At 64.6% G+C, this 20,311-nt stretch carries 13 protein-coding genes; 11 read left to right on the forward strand and 2 right to left on the reverse strand.

The window, feature by feature from the left end; translation table 11 throughout:
• Positions 1–307: 307 nt before the first annotated feature.
• Entirely contained in the window at positions 308–1,636 is a 1,329-nt protein-coding gene (locus NFH98_RS09525) for an efflux RND transporter periplasmic adaptor subunit (RefSeq protein WP_349622598.1), read from the forward strand.
• The gene (locus NFH98_RS09530) at positions 1,633–4,785 is read left to right on the forward strand and encodes an efflux RND transporter permease subunit (protein ID WP_349622599.1); all 3,153 of its coding nucleotides are present in this window, start codon (positions 1,633–1,635) and stop codon (positions 4,783–4,785) included. The genes NFH98_RS09525 and NFH98_RS09530 overlap by 4 nt, the downstream gene beginning before the upstream one ends.
• A 144-nt stretch (positions 4,786–4,929) precedes the next feature.
• On the opposite strand, the gene NFH98_RS09535 is transcribed toward NFH98_RS09530, so the two are convergent.
• Positions 4,930–6,483, reverse strand: coding sequence for an alkaline phosphatase D family protein (locus tag NFH98_RS09535; RefSeq protein ID WP_349622600.1), 1,554 nt, complete (start codon positions 6,481–6,483; stop codon positions 4,930–4,932).
• 310 nt (positions 6,484–6,793) lie between these two features.
• Here NFH98_RS09535 and NFH98_RS09540 point away from each other — a divergent pair, with 310 nt between their 5' ends.
• Both NFH98_RS09540 and NFH98_RS09545 read left to right on the forward strand, forming a co-directional pair.
• Entirely contained in the window at positions 6,794–8,383 is a 1,590-nt protein-coding gene (locus NFH98_RS09540) for a peptide chain release factor 3 (RefSeq protein ID WP_349622601.1), read from the forward strand.
• A 76-nt stretch (positions 8,384–8,459) separates the two neighbouring features.
• Positions 8,460–9,239, forward strand: a complete 780-nt coding sequence (locus NFH98_RS09545; protein WP_349622602.1) for a TatD family hydrolase — start codon at positions 8,460–8,462, stop codon at positions 9,237–9,239.
• Between the two features lie 54 nt (positions 9,240–9,293).
• Here the strand turns inward: NFH98_RS09545 and ygfZ are convergent, their stop codons facing one another.
• Positions 9,294–10,322 (reverse strand): CAF17-like 4Fe-4S cluster assembly/insertion protein YgfZ, encoded by a 1,029-nt coding sequence (ygfZ, locus tag NFH98_RS09550; RefSeq protein WP_349622603.1) that lies wholly within the window; start codon positions 10,320–10,322, stop codon positions 9,294–9,296.
• Positions 10,323–10,512: 190 nt separating this feature from the next.
• Here ygfZ and NFH98_RS09555 point away from each other — a divergent pair, with 190 nt between their 5' ends.
• The 7 genes from NFH98_RS09555 to NFH98_RS09585 all read left to right on the forward strand — a co-directional run bounded on the left by NFH98_RS09555 (position 10,513) and on the right by NFH98_RS09585 (position 20,300).
• Positions 10,513–10,710 carry a hypothetical protein gene (locus NFH98_RS09555; RefSeq protein ID WP_045991458.1) on the forward strand — a complete coding sequence of 66 codons (198 nt, stop codon included), beginning with the start codon at positions 10,513–10,515 and terminating at the stop codon, positions 10,708–10,710.
• Positions 10,710–11,129, forward strand: coding sequence for an OsmC family protein (locus NFH98_RS09560; protein WP_349622604.1), 420 nt, complete (start codon positions 10,710–10,712; stop codon positions 11,127–11,129). Before NFH98_RS09555 ends, NFH98_RS09560 begins: the two co-directional genes overlap by 1 nt.
• Before the next feature lie 77 nt (positions 11,130–11,206).
• Positions 11,207–13,237 carry an excinuclease ABC subunit UvrB gene (gene uvrB, locus NFH98_RS09565; protein WP_349622605.1) on the forward strand — a complete coding sequence of 677 codons (2,031 nt, stop codon included), beginning with the start codon at positions 11,207–11,209 and terminating at the stop codon, positions 13,235–13,237.
• A gap of 356 nt (positions 13,238–13,593) precedes the next feature.
• A complete protein-coding gene (locus NFH98_RS09570; RefSeq protein ID WP_349622606.1) occupies positions 13,594–15,099 on the forward strand; it encodes a fumarate hydratase in 1,506 nt (501 codons plus the stop codon).
• Positions 15,100–15,260: 161 nt separating this feature from the next.
• Positions 15,261–16,694, forward strand: a complete 1,434-nt coding sequence (cls, locus tag NFH98_RS09575; protein WP_349622607.1) for a cardiolipin synthase — start codon at positions 15,261–15,263, stop codon at positions 16,692–16,694.
• A gap of 247 nt (positions 16,695–16,941) precedes the next feature.
• Positions 16,942–17,859 carry a LysR substrate-binding domain-containing protein gene (locus NFH98_RS09580; RefSeq protein ID WP_108133590.1) on the forward strand — a complete coding sequence of 306 codons (918 nt, stop codon included), beginning with the start codon at positions 16,942–16,944 and terminating at the stop codon, positions 17,857–17,859.
• Between the two features lie 881 nt (positions 17,860–18,740).
• A complete protein-coding gene (locus tag NFH98_RS09585; protein WP_083970689.1) occupies positions 18,741–20,300 on the forward strand; it encodes a TolC family protein in 1,560 nt (519 codons plus the stop codon).
• Positions 20,301–20,311 lie beyond the last annotated feature (11 nt).

The raw sequence follows: 20,311 nt of genomic DNA on the forward strand, positions 1-20,311 counted from the left end.
TCGATGAGTGGCGGCATGATAGCGCATCGCAGCCCCGGCCGTCGTGGGGCGCGCGCTACAGGCACGGCGCCCGGATCGGTGGCTCCGCTCCCAGGGGCATGCGCACAAGGGACAAGGTCGTTGGCGGTGAGCGATTGCGTCTCGCCCGTGGCTGGGCAACAGTGGCAGGAGCCTGTGCAGCGAAGACGCCAGGTGGTGTCTTCGACGTGACTGTCGGCTTGAGCACACTACCAAGTGGCTTTATCGGCATGCGTTGACACAGCGCTTCATCGGCAAAGGGCGCGGTCTGAACAAGGGAATGGATGGAATGCTGAAGCGACTGCTACCGATCGTGGTTCTGGCGATCGGCGTGGGTGGGTTCTGGCTGTTGAAGGTGACGCGGCCGGCGCCGCCTCCGGTAACGGTGGAAGAGCGAGAGTGGCCGGTCGCCGCCATGACGCTGTCGCTGGGCCGCCACGCACCGACCCTGGCGCTCTACGGCGAGGTGCTGGCGCCGGATCGCCTGAGGTTGGTGGCGTCGCTGGATGGCCACGTCGGGCAGCGCCCGGTACATGATGGTGACCGGGTCGAAGAGGGCGACCTGCTGGTAGCCCTGGCCGAGGAAGACGTGGTGCCGGTGGTGACGCGGGCCGAGGCGGAGGTGGCACGGCTGGAGGCTGAGATCGAGGCGGAAAAGATTCGCTTCGAGAGCGATCGACAGGCGCTGGCCCGGGAACAGTCGCTGCTCGACAACGCCCGCAGTCAGCTCGAGCGTATGCGCTCGCTGGTGCGGCGTAATCTGGCCTCCCGGGCCGAGCTTGACGCCGACGAGAACGAAATCGCTCGAGCCCAGGTGACGCTGGTCAGTCGCCAGGGCGAACTCGACGGACACCCCGCCAGGCTGACCAGTCTCGAGGCCCAGCGGCGCCAGGCCGAGGCGTCGCTGGCCGAAGCCCGTCGCGATGCGCGAAGGGCCCGGGCCGAAGCGCCTTTCGCCGGTATCGTCACCGCTGTTGAAGTCGCGCCGGGCGACCGGGTGCGCGAGGGTGACGCCCTGCTCGATCTGATCCCGCTCGATGGCCTCGAGGTACGTGCCCGGGTGCCCAGGGGCGTACAGTCCGAACTGGTGTCGAGCCTGGCCGATGGCGCTCGCCCTGAGGCCGTCGACGACGAGGGCGGGCGCTATCGGCTGAGAGCACTGTCGGGCCAGGGGGATCCCGCCGGCACCGAGGCCATCCTCGAGGTAGTGTCCTCGCCGGCCCGCCTGCGGCCTGGTTCGCTGGTATCGCTGTCGCTTGCCCGTCCCGAGGTGGCCGAGAGTGCGGCGATACCCTTCAGTGCCCTGTACGGTGCCGATCGGATCTACGTCATCGAACAGGGGCGCCTGCGGCCGATTGAGGTCAGGCGTCACGGCGAGACCAGCGGGCCTGACGGGGGCTCCTGGGTGATCGTCAGCGGTGACGGTCTGGCCGACGGCCAGCGCCTGGCCACCACCCATCTGCCCAACGCCATCGAAGGATTGAGAGTGGTGGACCTGTCCCGGGGCAGCGGGCCCGCCGATATCAGCGCAACCCAGGTGCCGGCTGGCCAGAGGTCTGGTGAGTCTGTGAGCTCACCGTCCGCGGGCGACGATGTTCGGGCGGAGACCGGCCCGTGAGCGAAGATACCCAACCGAATGCCCCCAGAGGCCCGATTGGCTTCTTTGTCCGCCACCGGGTCGCGGCCAACCTGGTAATGCTGGTGATGCTGATCGGCGGCGCCCTGGGCCTGTCGCGGATGAACATCCAGTTCTTCCCCGATTTTGCGCTGGACATCGTCTCGGTGCAGACCGTCTACAGTGGCGCCTCGGCCGAAGACGTGGAGCAGGGCATCACCATCCCGCTGGAGCAGCGCCTGCGCAATCTCGATGGCCTGAAGCGGATGACCTCGACCTCGGCCCAGGGGGTGTCGAGCATTACCCTGGAGTTCTACGAGGGTACCGACCCGGTGCTGGCGCTGGATGATGTGCGCGAGCAGGTCGATGGCTTCACCAATCTGCCCGGGGACGCCGAGGAGCCGCGCGTTTCGCGGGCCCAGAACTTTGAGCCGGTGGCCCGCCTGATACTGTCCGGTGACGTCGATCGCGAGGCGCTGCGTCGGCTGGCCCGCCGTTTCGAGGACGAGCTGCTGTCGGCCGGGATCGATCGGGTCGAGCTGGTTGGACTGCCGGAGCAGCAGATCAGCGTGGAGGTGCCGGTGGAGCGGCTTGGCGAGCTGGACCTGAGCCTGCCGGAGATCGCCGAGCGCATCGAGGGACTGTCGCTGGACCTGCCCGCGGGGCTGCTTGGCAGTCAGGACGGCGAGCGCGAGCTGCGCGCGGTGGAACAGCGCCGCAGCGCCGAGGAGTTTGCCGATATCGCGGTGCGCGGGGGCCAGCGGGTGCGTCTGGCGCTCGGTGACATCGCGGTGATCCGCCAGGAGAACCGTCCGCGTCAGGTGGAGGTGCTCCACCATGGACAACCGGCGGTGGAGCTGATGCTGCAGCGCTCGGAGAGCGGCAACTCACTGGCCGCCGCCGAGGTGCTCAATGGCTGGCTGGAGCAAACCCGCGCGGAACTGCCGGAGAGCATCACGCTGGAGGTCCACGACGAGACCTGGCAGCTGATCGCCGATCGCATCGGTCTGCTGATCAACAATGGCCTGGGCGGCCTGGTGCTGGTACTGGCGCTGTTGTATCTATTCCTGCCGGCGCGGGTGGCCTTGTGGGTGGCCATCGGTATTCCCACCGCCTTTCTCGGCGCACTGGCGGTGTTCTGGGGCATCGGCGGCTCGGTCAACATGATCTCGCTGTTTGCCCTGATCATGGCGTTGGGGGTGATCGTCGACGACGCCATCGTCGTCGGCGAGGACGCCGATGCCCACTTTCGCGCAGGCGAGGCGGCACGCCTGGCCTCGGCGGGTGCGGCCCGCAGGATGCTGTGGCCGGTGGTGGCGTCGTCGCTGACCACCGTGGCCGCCTTCATGCCGCTGTTGATGGTGGGGGGAATCATCGGCAACATCCTGCGCGACATTCCGGTGGTGATGATCTGCGTGCTGGTGGCATCGTTGCTTGAGTGCTTCGTGGTGCTGCCGGCCCACCTGCGCAATGCCTTCTCGCCTCGCGCCGGCGGCGAGCGCCGTCCGGGGCCGCTGGGGCGTCTTCGAGGTGCCTTCGACAGCGGCTTCGATCGTTTTCGCCAGGGGCCCTTCCGACGCTTCTCCGCCAGCACCCTGCGCCATCGGGCGCTGACCTTGAGCGCGGCGCTGGCGCTGGTGCTGGTGACGGTGGGACTCCTGGCGGGCGGGCGTCTGGCGTTCAATTTCTTCCCCACGCCGGAGCCGAACATCCTCTACGCCAACCTGAGCTTCGTCACCGGCACCTCTCGAGATAGGGTCGAGGACTATCTGGCCACCATGCAAAAGGCCCTCGACGACACCGAACAGGCCCTCGGCGGGGATCTGGTGCGCAGCGCCGTGGTGCGCGTGGGTGGCACCCTGTCCGCCGACGCCAGCGGACGGACCGGTGACAATGTCGGCTCGATCATGGTCGAGCTGGTGCCGTCCGACCGGCGCTCGGTGCGCAATCTGCCGTTTATCCGTGCCTGGCGAGAGCGTCTGTCCGAGGTCCCGGGACTCGACACCCTGTCCATCGTCGAGCGCAGCGGCGGGCCACCGGGGCGTGACGTCAACGTGCGCCTGGTCGGCGAGTCCGCCGAGTCGCTGAAGCGGGCGGCGGAATCACTGACCCGCAGCCTCGGACAGTTGCCCGGGGTGCTGGAGCCCGAGGACGACATGCCCTGGGGGCGCGAACAACTGATCTACTCGGTCAACGCCTATGGTCACGCGCTGGGCCTGACCACCCGGGAACTCGGGCGCCAGTTGCGGGCAGCCTTCGATGGCGTGCTGGTGCAGACCTATCAGGACGGTGCCGACGAGATCGAGGTGCGGGTGCTGCTGCCGCAGGACCAGCGTGAGCACCTGGCGACCCTGCCGCGGCTGATGGTGCGAGTGGACGATGGCCGCCTGGTGCCATTGGACCAGGTGATGGCGCTGGATCACCGCCAGGGCTTCGAGGCGCTGCGTCACGCCGATGGCCGTCTGGCCGTGGAGGTGAGTGCCGATCTCGACACCGAGGTGACCAACACCGCCACGGTGGTCGAGGCGCTGCAAGCCGAGGTGCTGCCGGCGCTGACCGAGCGCTACCACCTGAGCTACACCTTCGAGGGCCAGGCGGCGGACCAGCGCGATACCTTCGCCGACATGCGCACCGGCCTGATCATCGGGCTGGGCCTGATGTATGTGGTGCTGGCCTGGGTATTTGCCTCCTGGAGCCTGCCGCTGATCGTGATGGCGACCATTCCGCTGGCGCTGGTGGGGGCTTTGCTGGGCCATTGGGTGATGGGGCTGGATCTCACCATCCTGTCGATGTTCGGGCTGTTCGGGCTGTCCGGGATCGTGGTCAACAATGCGATCATCCTGGTGACCTTCTATCGTCACGAGCGTGACGCCGGGCGGGATATCGACGCGGCTCTCAACGAGGCGGTGGTGCAGCGGGTCAGGGCCATGTTCCTGACATCCCTGACGACCATCGGTGGACTGACGCCACTGCTGTTCGAGACCTCGCTGCAGGCCCAGTTCCTGATCCCCATGGCGGTGACCATCGCCTTCGGCCTCGGTGTCTCGACCCTGCTGGTGCTGGCGGTGATCCCGGTACTGCTGAGCTACCTGGAACACCTCAAGGCCGCGTTGGCCTCACGGACATCACGTCACACCACGTCTGAGGGCTAGGCCGCTATAGGGGGGGGCGGTCGGACCTGCGCATGGTGGGCCTGTCGTGCGCTCCATTGGGCCCGTGGCCTCAGGGGCAAAGGACAAGCGCCGCCTTGACGGCGGCGCTGTCGGGTCTTGGCAGCGACAGGCGGCATCGCCTGACTAGCTGGCCTGCTGGGGCGTCAATACCTGCTGGTGCAGGCTGTTGCCCTCGGTGTCCTTGAGGGTGACGGTGAGCGCCAGGCTGTCGCCATCCAGGTCCACCTGGCCGAAGAACTGAAAGCCTTCGCTGGGCGGCAGGTTGGCTCGACCATCGGCGGGGGCCTTCTGGAACACCACTTCCGGGCCAAAGGTGGCGTCCAGCGTATTGGGGCCGAAGGTGCCGGCGTGCAGCGGGCCGCTGACGAATTCCCAGAAGGGCGTGAACTGCTTGAAACTGGCACGTTCTGGCGCATAGTGATGGGCGGCCGTGTAGTGGACATCGGCGGTCAGCCACACCACGTTGGCGATGGCGTTGTCGTGGATCGCCTTGAGCAGTCGGGCGATCTCGTGCTCGCGCCCGGAAGGGGCGCCACCCTCGCCATTGGCCACCGCTTCGAAGTGCTCGCCGTCGGCGACCACCAGGCCCACCGGCATGTCGGAGGCGATGATCTTCCAGGTGGCCGTCGAGGCCTTCAGCGCCGCGATCAAGTCGTCCACCTGGCGAGCCCCCATCAGGCTCGAGGCCGGGTCGTCGGCGCCCTGGGTATTGGTGCTGTTGGCCGCGCGATAGGTACGCATGTCGAGCATGAACACCTCGAGTTCGGGACCGTAGGTGAAACGACGGCGAATCATCTCGGGGGCCTCGGGGCGCTGACGGATCGGCATCGACTCGAGGAAGGCGCGGCGGGCACGCGCCGCCAGCAGCGAGACGTTCTTCTCGGTGTAACGCGGATCATCGAGGATCTCGCCGGGGTACCAGTTGTTGACGGTCTCGTGGTCGTCCCACTGGGCGTACATCGGTACCTCGGCGTTGAAACGCTTGAGGTTGTCGTCCAGAAGGTTGTAGAGGTACTGGCCGCGATACTCGTCCAGGGTCTCGGCCACCTTGCTCTTGGCGTCGGTCATGCGGTTGCGCCAGACGCTGCCGTCCTCCAGGTTCACGCTTTCTTCGAGCGGGCCATCGGCGTAGATGGTGTCGCCGGAGTGCAGGAAGAAGTCCGGCGACTGCTTGAGCATGGTGTCGTAGATGCGCATGCCGCCGCGGGATTCATCGATGCCCCAGCCCTGGCCGACGGTATCGCCCGACCACACGAAACGTACCGAACGGCGTGAGTGTCCCGGCATGACCAGCCGGCCGATGACCGGCTCGCTGATGGCGCGGTCGTCGCCGAGGGCGGCGAAGCGCACTCGGTAGAACACCTCCGGCAGGTCGGCAAGGCCGGTGACGTCGAGCTTGGCGGTCAGCCCGCTGGCAGGCAGGGCGGTGGGTCCCTGCAGGGTACGGGCGTTGTTGAAGGCAGCGTTGTCGGCGATGTCCAGCAGCATCCGCGAGGGGCGGTCGGCACGCGACCAGATGATGGCGCGGTCGGTGCCGACGTCGCCGCTCATCACCCCGGAGGTGATCACGGGTCGACGGGATTCGGCCAGCACGATGCCGGGGGCGGCAGTGATCAGGCCGAGGCCGGCACCGGCCTTGAGGCCGAGTCCAAGAAACTGGCGTCGGGTGGGTTGCATGGGGCTCTCCTTGTCGTTGCGTCCGGTGGTCTTGGCGGGGTGGCGCGTCGCCCTTCGCGGGGGGCGGTCGCGGCCAGTCGTCTAGCATTGCGGCCGTCGATGACAGCTTGATCGCGAATCTATTGCATTAATGCGAAGCGCAATGAACCGCAGAGCCGCAACGAAACGCGAGAGGCCTGGGAAGAGAGGATGATGGTGCCAGTATAGTCAGATGCAGCCAGGGCCCCTGTCGCGGTATCATGGCGCCCTTGCGCATGGGGCCCCTGTCCCCGTGCCCCACTTTTTTACGAGCAAGCAGGCAACCGTCTCCATGTCCAACCCCAAGCAGGCCCAGGAAACCGGGCTTCGGCGCACCTTTGCCATCATCAGCCACCCGGACGCGGGCAAGACCACCATCACCGAAAAGATGCTGTTGTTCGGAAACGCCATCCAGCTGGCCGGTTCGGTAAAGAGCAAGCGTGATGATCGCCACGCCACCTCGGACTGGATGAAGATGGAGCAGGAGCGCGGTATCTCCGTGACCACCTCGGTGATGCAGTTCCCCTACGGCGGTCGCATGGTCAACCTGCTCGATACGCCGGGCCACGAGGACTTCTCCGAGGATACCTACCGCACCCTGACCGCGGTGGACTCAGCGCTGATGGTGATCGACGGCGCCAAGGGCGTCGAGGACCGCACCATCAAGCTGATGGAGGTCTGCCGCCTGCGCACGACGCCTATCCTCACCTTCGTCAACAAGATGGACCGCGACATCCGTGACCCCATCGAGGTGATGGACGAGGTCGAGACGGTGCTCAATATCCAGTGTGCGCCGATGACCTGGCCGATCGGCATGGGGCGTCAGTTCAAGGGGGTCTACCACCTCTACAATGACGTCATCCACCTGTACACCCAGGGACAGGGCAACCGGATTCCGGAAGACAAGCGCATCGAAGGCCTCGACAATCCCGAGGTGGACGAGGTGCTCGGCGAGGATCTGGCCGAGGAACTGCGCATGGAAGTCGAGCTGGTGCGCGGTGCTTCTCACAGCTTCGACCTCGAGGCCTATCGCCGTGGCGAGCTGACGCCGGTGTACTTCGGTACCGCCATGGGCAACTTCGGTGTGCGCGAGATGCTCGATGGCTTCGTCGAGTATGCGCCGCCGCCCCAGGCGCGGGAAACCGACGTGCGCGAGGTACCAGCCGAGGACGAGCGCTTCACCGGCTTCGTGTTCAAGATCCAGGCCAACATGGATCCCAATCACCGTGACCGCATCGCCTTCCTGCGGGTGTGCTCGGGCAAGTACCAGAAGAACATGAAGATGCGCCACGTGCGCATCAACAAGGACGTCAAGATCGCCGACGCCCTGACCTTCATGGCCTCCGATCGCGCCCACGTGGAAGAAGCCTGGCCCGGTGACATCATCGGCCTGCACAACCATGGCACCATCCAGATCGGTGACACCTTCACCCAGGGCGAGGACATGCGGTTCACCGGCATTCCCCACTTCGCCCCGGAGCTGTTCAAGCGGGTCAGGCTCAAGGACCCGCTGAAGATGAAGGCCTTGCAGAAGGGCCTGCAGCAGCTTTCGGAGGAGGGCGCCACCCAGGTATTCATGCCGCTGGACAACAACGACCTGATCCTTGGCGCCGTCGGTACCCTGCAGTTCGATGTGGTCGCCCATCGTCTCAAGGAAGAGTACAAGGTCGACTGCATGTACGAAGGGGTGAACGTCAACACCGCCCGCTGGATCTACTGCGACGATCCGAAGATGCTCGAGGAGTTCAAGCGCAAGGCCAGCACCAACCTGGCCATCGACGGCGGTGGCTACCTGACCTATATCGCCCCGACCCGGGTCAACCTGCAGATGACCCAGGAGCGCTGGCCGGATATACGGTTCAGGGAGACCCGCGAGCACTGAGGAGACACCGGAAAAACTGCTGCGCTCGAATCGCTCGCGACGTTTTTACGGCGCCTCCGTGGAAAGAGGAGCTCTGATGCTGATCGACGCCCACTGCCACCTCGACTTTGCCGACTTCGACGCCGATCGCGACGCGGTCCTGTCCAGGGCCAGGCGGGCGGGCGTCGAACATCTGGTGGTCGCCGGTACCCACCGTGACGCCTGGCAGGGCACCCTGGAGCTGGCCGAGCAGACGGAGTTGCACGCCTGTCTCGGTCTGCATCCGGTGTTTCTGGAGCATCATCGCCTGGATGGCGAGGATGACGACATCAGCGCGCTGGGCCAGGCGCTGAAGGCTCACCCTCGCTGCGTCGCCCTGGGGGAGTGCGGGATCGATGCGCGCTTTGCCGACACCCTCGATCGCCAATGGCACTTGTTCGATGCCCAGCTCAGGCTGGCGCGGGATCTGCGCCTGCCGGTGGTGATCCACTGTGTGCGTGCCAACGACGAAGTCGCCAAGCGTCTGGCCCAGTTGGGCCTCCCCGCAGGGGGCCTCATCCATGCCTTCGCCGGTTCTCCGGAGCAGGCGAGCCGCTTTGTCGATCTGGGGTTTACGCTGGGGCTCGGTGGGGCGGTGACCTATCCCCGGGCCAGGAGGGTGCGGCGCGCAGTGGCGTCGCTGCCCGATGACGCCTACGTGCTGGAGACGGATAGCCCTGACATGCCGTTGTCGGGCCACCAGGGCGAGCGCAATGAACCTGCCCTGGTGGCCGAGGTGTGTCGCCACGTGGCCGAGATCAGAGGGCAGACACCGGAAACCGTGGCGCTGCACTCAAGTGACAACGCCCGCCGGCTGTTCGGCCTGCCGGCACCCTGATCAGGGCGACGGCGGGAATATCGCCCGGGTCGAAATACCCGGGCGTCAGCGAAGTCAGACCAGACTCTCGGGGTCGAGGCGATCGATGGCGTAGGGCAGCTGCAGAAGCTTCAGACGTTGATCCTCGCAGCTGAGGGCGGCCTCATCGGCGCGGGTGTTCAGCACCGCCAGTACCTCGGCCTGCCCATAGGCATCGAGGGCGCTTGCCACCACCTCGCCCTGGCGCTTGCCGCTTTCGTCGATCACCTCGCTGCCCAGCGGCGGCAGTCGAGTCCCCTCTAGCTGGGCGCGATACAGGCGCTTCTTGACCTGGCCGCGGAAGTGGGCGCGAGCCACCACTTCCTGCCCGGTGTAGCAGCCTTTCTTGAAACTGATGCCTGCCAGCGCCTCCCAGTTGAGCATCTGGGGCAGGTAGGCATCCTGCTGATCGGCGTCGATGAAACACAGCCCCGCCTGGATATCCGCCAGCCGCCATACCTGGTTGCCCACCGGCTGACACTGCTCGATCAGGCGCGAGAACAAGGCCTCTGCCTGGTCTTGCGGCAGCATGATCAGGTAGCGGGGGCGAGGGCCAGGCTGGCCGAGCACCAGGGTGTCGCCGTGGCTCGCCTGGCGCCAGGGATCGGGCGGTGTCAGGTCGCAGTCGACCTCGGTCAGGGCGGGTGCTTCCTGGCCGATCAGGCCGATCAGCGCCAGGTCATCGCGAGCCGTCAGCTCGGCCTTGTAGAAGGCGGCGAACTTGCCCAGGTGCTGGGCCAGCGGAGCCACCAGACTGCGATGCAGCACGATCCTGAAGCGTTCGTCGTCGACCTTCATCAGCTGGCCGTTGGCCAGCATGCGGCCCTTGGGGGTGCAGAAGCAGGTCAGCGGGGCGAAGTGGCCATTGGCGTGGGCGAGCTGGGCACTGGTCTGGCCCTGCAGAAAGCGCTCAGCGTCGGGGCCGACCACGTCCAGCGCGCCGAGATGGACCAGCGGGGTGGCCACGGTGCTGTCCAGGGCAAGGCGAGCCGCGTCGGGGGTGTCGAAGTCGACCTGGTCCGAGCCGGTCAAGCGGCCGCCGTGGGCGGTGATCCAATCCGTCATGAGCAATCCTGTTGCGCGTATCGAAAAAGGTGAAGTTTGCGCCTGTCAGCAATGTGAGGGTGAGACGCCCCTTTTGCAAGGTACGGGCAGAAGAACCCGCACGGGGTGTCGTGCTAAGCTTTTCCACCAGTTTCAAGCTTGCGTTACGATCTTCGGTCCTTCCGCTTTACCCGCCAAGGAGGCGCGCCTCATGTCCCAGCAATCCCTGACCTTCCAGGGCGTCGATAACGCTGACCAGGTCAACCAGATCACCACCGCCTTGATGATGCTCGACGGCGTCGACAGCGTGGAGGTTGGCCGCCATGGCGCCGAGGTGGAAGGGCGCGCGCGTCGCGAGGCCCTGATCGAGGCGATCAAGCGACTCAAGCTCGGCATCGAGGTGAAATGATGAGTATCGAGATTACTACCGAGAAGGATGGCAAGCTGCGCCAGCGGGTCAGCATCGACAGCTTCGACGACCTGCTGGTCGATGTGCCCACCGCCTTCGGCGGCGACGGCCTGGCGCCGGACCCACACGACTACTTCGATCTGTCGCTGGGGGCGTGCAAGGCGATCACATCGCGCATGTACGCGCAGCGCAAGGAGTGGCCGCTGGATGGCGTCAGCGTCAAGGTCACCAGAGACGAGCGCGACGAGCGCAAGGGCGTCTATCGGCTCGATGTGGCGATGACCTTCCACGGCATCGAGGATCCCGAGCGGCTGGCACGGCTGGAGGAGATCAGCCACAAGTGCCCGATCCACCGCTTGATGACCACTTCCACGGTGGAAATCACCACGCGAACGCTGGCGCCAACGGCCCAAACCTGACGTCGGCGAGCGTGCGCGAGACTTGAAGTCGGCGTCAGCCGCCCCGATCTGGGTGGTGTCCCCCAGCAGGAGTCATGATGAGCAAGTCCTTTCGTCTGTCGTCGAAGTTCCAGCCTGCCGGTGACCAGCCGAGCGCTATCGAAAACCTGGTAGGGGGGCTCGATTCGGGTCTGGCCCACCAGACCCTGCTCGGGGTGACCGGCTCGGGCAAGACCTTCACCATGGCCAACATCGTCGAGCGGCTGCAGCGGCCGACCATCGTCATGGCGCCGAACAAGACCCTGGCGGCCCAGTTGTACGGGGAGTTCAAGGCGTTCTTCCCGGACAACGCCGTGGAGTACTTCGTCTCCTACTACGACTACTACCAGCCCGAGGCCTATGTGCCCTCGTCGGACACCTTCATCGAGAAGGACGCCTCGATCAATGACCATATCGAGCAGATGCGACTGTCGGCGACCAAGGCCCTGCTGGAGCGTCGCGATGCGCTGATCGTGGTGTCGGTGTCGGCGATCTACGGCCTGGGTGATCCGGACCAGTATCTGAAGATGCGCCTGCACTTCACCCGCGGCGAACTGATCGATCAGCGCGGCTTTCTGCGTCGTCTGGCGGAACTGCAGTACACCCGCAACGACATGGACTTCAAGCGCGGCACCTATCGGGTGCGTGGCGACGTCATCGACATCTTCCCTGCCGACGCCGAGGATGAGGCGGTCAGGGTGGAGCTGTTCGACGACGAGATCGACACCATCAGCCTGTTCGATCCGCTGACCGGCGAGGTGCGCGGCAAGGTGCCGCGCATGACCATCTATCCCAAGAGCCACTACGTGACCCCGCGGGAGACCATCCTGGCGGCGGTGGATCGGATCAAGGAGGAGCTGGTCGAGCGACTGACCTTCCTGCGCAAGGAAGACCGTCTGGTCGAGGCCCAGCGGCTGGAGCAGCGTACCCTCTACGATATCGAAATGATGCTGGAGCTGGGCTACTGCAACGGTATCGAGAACTACTCGCGCTACCTGTCCGGACGCAACCCCGGCGAGCCGCCCCCCACCTTCTTCGACTACCTGCCCGCCGACGCGCTGCTGTTCATCGACGAGTCCCACGTCAGTGTGCCCCAGGTGGGCGGCATGTACCGCGGCGACCGCTCGCGCAAGGAGACCCTGGTCGAGTACGGTTTCCGCCTGCCGTCGGCCCTGGACAACCGTCCGATGAAGTTCGAGGAGTGGGAGCGGATCTCGCCCCAGACCATCTTCGTCTCGGCCACGCCGGGTCCCTACGAGGCCGAGCACGCCGGCCAGGTGGTGGAGCAGGTGGTACGTCCCACCGGCCTGCTGGATCCCGAGATCGAAGTGCGTCCGGCCTCGACCCAGGTGGATGACCTGCTGTCGGAGATCCGTTTGCGCACCGCCGTGGGCGAGCGGGTGCTGGTCACCACCCTGACCAAGCGGATGGCGGAAGACCTGACCGAGTATCTCGACGAACACGACGTCAAGGTGCGCTACCTGCACTCGGACATCGACACGGTGGAGCGGGTCGAGATCATCCGCGACCTGCGCCTGGGCAAGTTCGACGTGCTGGTCGGTATCAACCTGCTGCGCGAGGGGCTGGATATTCCCGAGGTGTCGCTGGTGGCGATCCTCGACGCCGACAAGGAAGGTTTCCTGCGCGCCGAACGTTCACTAATTCAGACGGTGGGGCGGGCCGCGCGTAACGCCAACGGCAAGGCGATCCTCTACGGTGATCGCATCACCGACTCGATGCGCAAGACCATCGACGAGACCGAGCGGCGCCGCGCCAAGCAGACGGCACACAACGAGGAACACGGCATCACGCCGCAGACGGTGACCCGCTCGGTGGCGGATATCCTCGAAGCCGCCCAGGCTCCGGGCAGCCGCAAGACTCGTGGACGCAAGGGCGAGCGCAAGGTGGCCGAACCGGAAGCGGTCTACGATCCCGCCAGCCTGTCCCCGGAGGAGCTGCGCAAGGAGATGACGCGGCTCGAGGACGCCATGAGCGAGGCCGCCGCCAATCTGGAGTTCGAAGAAGCGGCGCGGCTGCGCGATCGCCTGCATGGGCTCAGAGAGCGTCAGCTGGCGCTCGGAGCGGTATAAAGGAGGAAGCGAAAGCGGGGCGGGCGAACCTGGCAGTCCGTCCTGCCTTGACCGCGCTCCTGGTGCCTTTATTCGAACGTTATACCGTTATCTTACCGATTGGCCTGATCTGCCGCCTGGCTGCCCTTGCTGGCGCATCCTGTTCAATTGGCGCAGCGCAGGCTCGTTCTCCAGAGTGAGGCGGGATCTCCGCCAGCCGGCAAGCAAACGCCGGGTCAACAGCGCGTTAAACGAACCGGCACAGACGGCTGCCGAGCCGTGGCGTAATGCGCTACACTACGGGCCCTCGCAAGCCCGCCATGTCGCCTACGGGACGCCAAGAGAGCGGGCGTATCGACCCAGCCAAGGAGTCTGCCATGACCGTGATTCGCCAGGACGACCTCATCACGAGTGTCGCCGATGCCCTGCAGTACATCTCCTACTACCACCCCAAGGACTTTATCGACGCCATGGCGGCCGCCTACGAGCGGGAGGAGAATCCGGCGGCGAAGGATGCCATCGCCCAGATCCTGATCAACTCGCGGATGTGTGCCACCGGCCATCGTCCGATCTGCCAGGATACCGGCATCGTCACGGTCTTCGTCCATGTGGGCATGAACGTGCGCTTCGAGGCCGACATGAGCCTCGATGACATGATCAACGAAGGGGTGCGCCGGGCCTATAACTTCCCGGACAACGTGCTGCGCGCCTCGGTGCTGGCCGACCCCGACGGCAAGCGTCAGAACACAAAGGACAACACTCCGGCGGTGATCCACCACAAGCTGGTGCCTGGCGATACCGTCGAGGTTCACGTGGCGGCCAAGGGCGGCGGCAGCGAGGCCAAGTCCAAGTTTGCCATGCTCAATCCCTCCGACTCCGTGGTCGACTGGGTCATGGAACAGCTGCCGAAGATGGGCGCAGGCTGGTGTCCGCCCGGCATGCTCGGCATCGGCATCGGCGGAACCGCCGAGAAGGCCATGGAGCTGGCCAAGGAAGCCCTGCTCGATCCGATCGACATCCAGGACCTCCAGGCCAGGGGCGCTGCCAACCGCGCCGAGGAGCTGCGCCTGGAGCTGTTCGACAAGGTCAACCGCAGCGGCATCGGTGCCCAGGGGCTGGGTGGCCTGACCACGGTGCTCGACATCAAGGTCAAGGATTACCCGACCCACGCCGCCAACAAGCCGGTGGCGATCATCCCCAACTGCGCGGCGACCCGGCATGCCCACTTTACCCTGGACGGCAGTGGCCCGGCGGCGCTCAAGGCGCCCAAGCTCGAGGATTGGCCGGAGATCACCCGTGAAGCCGGTGGCAACGTCAAGCGCGTCAATCTCGACGAGGTCACCCCGGAAGAGGTGAAGACCTGGCAGCCGGGCGATACCCTGTTGCTCAACGGCAAGCTGTTGACCGGGCGCGACGCGGCGCACAAGCGCATGGTCGACATGCTGGCCAAGGGCGAGTCGCTGCCGGTGGATCTGAAGGGGCGCTTCATCTACTACGTGGGGCCGGTCGATCCGGTCGGTGACGAAGTAGTGGGGCCGGCTGGACCGACCACCGCCACGCGCATGGACAAGTTCACCCGCACCATGCTCGAGCAGACAGGACTGTTGGGCATGGTCGGCAAGGCCGAGCGTGGTCAGATCGCGATCGAGGCCATCCGTGACAACCAGGCGGTGTACTTGATGGCGGTGGGTGGTGCGGCCTACCTGGTGTCCCAGGCGATCAAGGCCTCCAGGGTTGTCGGTTTCGAGGACCTGGGCATGGAAGCCATCTACGAGTTCGAGGTGGAGGACATGCCGGTGACCGTGGCGGTGGATAGCCAGGGGGCATCGGTGCACCAGACCGGTCCGGCCAAGTGGAAGGAAATCATCGCCGAGAGCGTCTGATCTCCCCATGCCATGTCTCGCCCCGGTGCATGGCGAGACACGATAGGCGGCCCCGTCATCTGGCGGGGCCGCCTGCGTTACGGGTATGCTGGAGTCCGCAATAACGCTAGCAAGTGCGCCCCGGCCGATGTGGTGCGGTGTCACACGGATGGAGACCTTCGATGACCTCATGGCTGCTTGGCCTGGCCATCTTTCTGATTCACCTGGGCGGGGCCATCTCCGCCGTGCTCGCGCTGATGTCGAGTCGAACCTCTCAGGGGGCGATCGCCTGGATCATTTCGCTGGTCGCCATGCCGTATCTGGCGTTGCCGGCCTACTGGGTCTTCGGCCGACCACGCTTCTACGGCTATGTGTCGGCGCGCGGCCAGCGCGATACGCTGCTGCGGCGCGTGTTGTTGCGCTATCGAGATCGCTTCGATTCCTATCTGGTGGGGGCCACCGACGCCGACGTCAAGGCGGTCGAAAAGCTTGCCATGATGCCGCTGACCCGCGCCAACTCGACGGAGCTGCTGGTCGATGGCGATCAGACCTTCGACAGCCTGTTTGCCGGTATCGATGCGGCCCGCTCTTATATCCTCATTCAGTTCTTCATCGTGCGTAATGATGAACTTGGTCGTCGGCTGCAGGAACATCTGGTGCGGGCGGCACGGCGCCAGGTACGGGTCTACTTCCTGTACGACGAGATCGGTAGCCGGCAGCTTGGCGACGGCTATCTGGGCGAGCTGCGCGAGGCGGGCATCCACGTCAGCGCCTTTCACTCCTCGCGCGGATGGCGTCACCGTTTCCAGCTCAATTTCCGCAACCATCGCAAGATCCTGGTAGTGGACGGTCGCGAAGGCTGGCTCGGTGGTTTCAACGTGGGGGTGGAGTATCTGGGACAGGATCCTCGCCACGGACCCTGGCGCGATACCCATCTGAAGCTGGTCGGGCCCAGTGTGCTGGGGCTGCAGGAAGCCTTCTGGGAGGACTGGCACTGGGCCACCGGCACCATGCTGAGTCTGTCCTGGGCGCCCCAGGTGGATCAGCCCACGCTCGATGAAGGCAACGGGCGCCATGTGGTGATCGTCCCCTCGGGCCCGGCGGATCCCCAGGAGACCGCGAGCCTGCTGGTCCAGCACCTGATCCACAGCGCCCATCAGCGTCTGTGGGTGACCAGTCCGTACTTCGTTCCCGACGAAGGCGTCCAGGACGCACTGCGCCTGGCCGCCATGCGCGGGGTGGATGTGCGCATCATGATGCCGGAACGTCCCGACCATCTGCTGGTGTTCCTGTCGGCCTTCGCCTTCCTGCCGGACATGATCCGCGCCGGGGTCAAGGTCTATCGCTATCAGCCGGGATTTCTCCATCAGAAGGTCATGCTGATCGATGACAGCGCCGCCAGTGTCGGTACCGTCAATCTGGACAACCGCTCCTTCCGATTGAACTTCGAGATCACCGCTCTGGTGCCACATCAGGCGTTCGCCCTGGAGGTCGAGGCCATGCTGGAAAAGGACTTTGCAAACTGCCGCGAGGTCAGCCTCGACGAGCTGCGCTCGCGTCCGCTGTGGCGCAAGCTGGTGTCTCGGGCCGCCTACCTGCTGGCGCCTGTGCAGTAGCCTGTGCAGTCGCCGCCGCTGCCTTGCCATCCCCCGAGGCAAAAAAATCACGGCTCTGCTGGAGGCTGGTCAATGTCCGGCACAGTGGCGCGCAGCGTAGCGGAGCAATAAAGCGTCACTATTCCCTTGGGAAGGTGGGCGCTTTCCGGTACATTTAGCCGTTTTATCGGGCGGTCTGATGTGGCTCCTTCGGTCACGTTCAAGGCGATGGCGTCCCGTGTGGTTGGTGTCTTGACAAGGAGTGCTGGTGAATCTAGAAACGAAATGGCTCGAGGACTTCGTTGCGCTGTCCAACACCCGCAGCTTCTCGGCCTCCGCACGCCAGCGCCACGTCACCCAGCCGGCCTTCAGTCGCCGTATTCGCTCACTCGAACAGGCGGTGGGCGTCACCCTGGTGGATCGCTCGACCACGCCCATCGACCTGACCCCTCAGGGGCAGCTGTTTCTGGTGACCGCTCGCAATATCGTCGAGCAGCTCAACGAGTCCCTCGGCCATCTGCGCGGCCTGGCCATGGCCAACGAGGCGCTGGACGTGGTGGCGGCGCATTCGCTGGCGCTGAGCTTCTTCCCTCAATGGATCTCGCGGCTGCAGAAGGGGCTCGGGGAGTTGCCGACGCGGCTGGTGGCGATGAACGTGGGGGAGGCCATCCATGTGCTGCGCGAAGGCAACTGCGACCTGATGCTGGCCTACTACGACCCCTACGCCAGCATGCAGCTTGACGGGGAAGTCTTTCCGTCCTTTTCCATCGGGCGGGTCAAGATGATACCGGTGAGCCTGCCGGATGAGCAGGGGGCGCCGCGCTTCCCTCTGGACGGTGACGACTCCCTGCCGTACCTGGCCTACACCCAGGGTGCCTTTCTCGGGCGTAGCGTGCGCATGCTGTTGAAGAATGACCCGTTGCGCATGCGCCTGCGTACCGTCTACGAGACCGCCATGGCCGAGGGGCTCAAGGCCATGGTCATGCAGGGCGTGGGCATGGCCTGGATACCCGATTTCTGCCTCAGGCAGGAGCTGAAGAGCGGGGCGGTGGTGCGCGCCGGTGGCGAGCAATGGGACGTCCCCCTGGAGATCCGCCTGTATCGCTGTTCACTGGTGCATAAGCCCGGTGTCGAAAAACTGTGGCGCCAGATGATGAAGCTGCCGCGAGACTTCCTCGAGGCCTGATGTAGGTGCGATCAGGCCAACCAGATCAGGCCAACCACTGTCGGCCACGCACTGCATCGCTGTTCACTACTCCTGGTTGCATTCAGTAAGCCCGGCGTCGAAAAACTGTGGCGCCAGATGATGAAACTGCCGCGAGACTTCCTCGAGGCCTGATCGCCTTTACCTCTGACAAGTGCCTGCGGGCCTGTGCCCGTCAAGCGCTATCCCCTCCTTGTACGACGACAGACACCACACCCAGCTGCTGGACCCGGCATGGAGGCCCCATCTCGCTCAGTGGTTGTGAAGACCCCCGTGTCTTTTTTCATTTCCTGTCTTTGATCCCGCTTTGTATTCCTGGTTGATCCTGACTTCCGCGTATTGACGTTTCACCATGCATTCCTGACTGATCCAGGCTGTCGCGTACCGACGATTTCGCTCTACATGGCTTGGAAGTTCACGATGATGGCTGGTGGCGCTTGTCCCGTTAAGCGAGGGTTTCGCATTTGATGGCATTCAGTTCGTTCATGCCTTTATCGCGCTACCTGCTGCGTGTGTATCCGTACCACGCCAATGAAAAGGAGCATGAAAGGTGTAACAAAGGAGAGCCTTTCTCGCCCAGGTGACACTCTGTGCACTACCGAACGTTGTCGGTCATGACTGTGATCAAGGTCAAGAAACTGGGCCAACCTTTGCGCTCTTCGGGTTTTCATATTGACCCATTGTCCAGCTCTCTGGATAGTTGATTACACGAAGTAACATAAGTTATACGCTCGCTTTCTCGACGTTTGTGCGCTGTTGCAATGTTGGGCGCCTGTCGGTGGCGGCCGGTAGGCAGGTGCGCAACCAGCAGGCAAGACGCGTCACTCTTGAAGGCTGAGGTAATTTCGGCAGGGGGCACAGGGATGGTCGATAAAAAGTGTGGAGTGGCAGGCCAGAGGGCCTCGTGCTTCGGAAAGCAATATGGAAAGACCTGGGTCGGCGTCGCAACGGCGCTGGTGCTGTCCGGCTGCGCTGTCACCCCTCAACCGATGTCGCAACAGGCCAATGAACAACGCGCCGACGACCTGTTGGCGAGGGTCACGGCCAGTCAGGAACCCGTTATTGCCCCTATCGATCTCTATTCGGCAATGGCCCGCGCCATCAAGTACAACCTGGACTATCGGGTGGAAGTGATGGAGCAGGCCCTGCGCACCAAGGAGCTCGATCTGGCGCACTACGATTTGCTTCCAAAGGTGGTCGGCAACCTCAACTATACGGGACGCGACAATGAACCCGGCAGCTCCAGTATTTCTCTGTTGAGTGGTCAGGAGTCGCTGGAACCTTCGTCCTCCAGCGAACGCAACCAGTTGGCGACCGATCTTACCATGAGCTGGGACGTGCTCGATTTTGGCCTGTCCTATGTGCGGGCTCAGCAGAGGGCCGACAGCGTCATGCTGGCCGAGGAAAGCAAGCGCAAGGTCATCCAGCGCATCATCGAGGATGTACGCGCCGCCTACTGGCGAGCGGTCAGCGCAGAACGTCTGTTGGCCAAGACTCGAGAGCTCGAGGAGAGCACACGAAGGGCGCTGGATCAGGCCCACCGGCAGCAGCGCAGTGCTTTGACGGCGCCGCTTCCTGCGCTTAGCTATGAACGTGAACTGCTGACCATACGCCGCGACCTCGAGTCACTGACGCGGGAACTGCGGGTGTCCAAGCAGCAGTTGGCAGCGCTGATGAACCTTCCGCCCGAGCAACCCTACCAACTGGTGTTGCCGCCGCGTGACCTGGCCTGGAAAGGGATCGACCTTTCCTACGACACCATGTTGAAGCTGGCGGTGATGAATCGCCCGGAGCTGCGCGAAGTCGCCTACCAATTGCGCAACAACGAGCGCGAAGGCACCACCGCGATTCTGGAAACCTTGCCGAGTCTCAAGCTGTTCGTCGGAGCCAACTATAGCGACGACGACTTTCTCTACAACAGTGACTGGGTCAGCTATGGCGCTCGCGCCAGCTGGAACCTGCTGAAGGTGTTCAGTCTGCCGGCCCGTCAGGATCGTATCGACGCCCAGAGCGATCTGCTCGATGCACGGAGCCTGGCATTGACCATGGCGGTGGCGACTCAGGTATCGGTGACCCGAGCACGCTATGAACTGCGGCGTGGAGAACTCGGCACGGCCAAGCGATTCCTTGAGGTGCAGCGAGCGATCGAGCATCAGGTGGAAGCCGGCTATCGTGCCAGGCACGTCAGCGAGCAGACCCTGATTCGCGAACAGATGAATACCCTGCTGGCCGAGGTGCGGATGGATCAGGCGCTGTCGGACCTCCAGGGGGCCTACGCCAATGTCTATACGGCCACCGGCATCGACGCCGTGGATGCCGGCATGAGCAGCAACGAAAGCGTCCTGGAGCTTGCCGATGATCTGCGTGCTCTGTGGGCGCAGCGTGGCGATGCCTTGGCCATTGACGTGGTGGCATCGCCATGAGGGCGCACGGG

It is taken from the genome of Halomonas sp. H33-56, from assembly GCF_040147035.1.
Lineage (GTDB): Bacteria > Pseudomonadota > Gammaproteobacteria > Pseudomonadales > Halomonadaceae > Halomonas > Halomonas litopenaei.

Excerpts from the sequence above, each read along its gene's own strand:
- NFH98_RS09525 (WP_349622598.1), top strand. The coding sequence starts at position 308 with ATGCTGAAGCGACTGCTACCGATCGTGGTTCTGGCGATCGGCGTGGGT.
- NFH98_RS09535 (WP_349622600.1), bottom strand. The coding sequence starts at position 6,483 with ATGCAACCCACCCGACGCCAGTTTCTTGGACTCGGCCTCAAGGCCGGT.
- NFH98_RS09540 (WP_349622601.1), top strand. The coding sequence starts at position 6,794 with ATGTCCAACCCCAAGCAGGCCCAGGAAACCGGGCTTCGGCGCACCTTT.
- NFH98_RS09545 (WP_349622602.1), top strand. The coding sequence starts at position 8,460 with ATGCTGATCGACGCCCACTGCCACCTCGACTTTGCCGACTTCGACGCC.
- ygfZ (WP_349622603.1), bottom strand. The coding sequence starts at position 10,322 with ATGACGGATTGGATCACCGCCCACGGCGGCCGCTTGACCGGCTCGGAC.
- NFH98_RS09555 (WP_045991458.1), top strand. The coding sequence starts at position 10,513 with ATGTCCCAGCAATCCCTGACCTTCCAGGGCGTCGATAACGCTGACCAG.
- NFH98_RS09560 (WP_349622604.1), top strand. The coding sequence starts at position 10,710 with ATGAGTATCGAGATTACTACCGAGAAGGATGGCAAGCTGCGCCAGCGG.
- uvrB (WP_349622605.1), top strand. The coding sequence starts at position 11,207 with ATGAGCAAGTCCTTTCGTCTGTCGTCGAAGTTCCAGCCTGCCGGTGAC.
- NFH98_RS09570 (WP_349622606.1), top strand. The coding sequence starts at position 13,594 with ATGACCGTGATTCGCCAGGACGACCTCATCACGAGTGTCGCCGATGCC.
- cls (WP_349622607.1), top strand. The coding sequence starts at position 15,261 with ATGACCTCATGGCTGCTTGGCCTGGCCATCTTTCTGATTCACCTGGGC.
- NFH98_RS09585 (WP_083970689.1), top strand. The coding sequence starts at position 18,741 with ATGGTCGATAAAAAGTGTGGAGTGGCAGGCCAGAGGGCCTCGTGCTTC.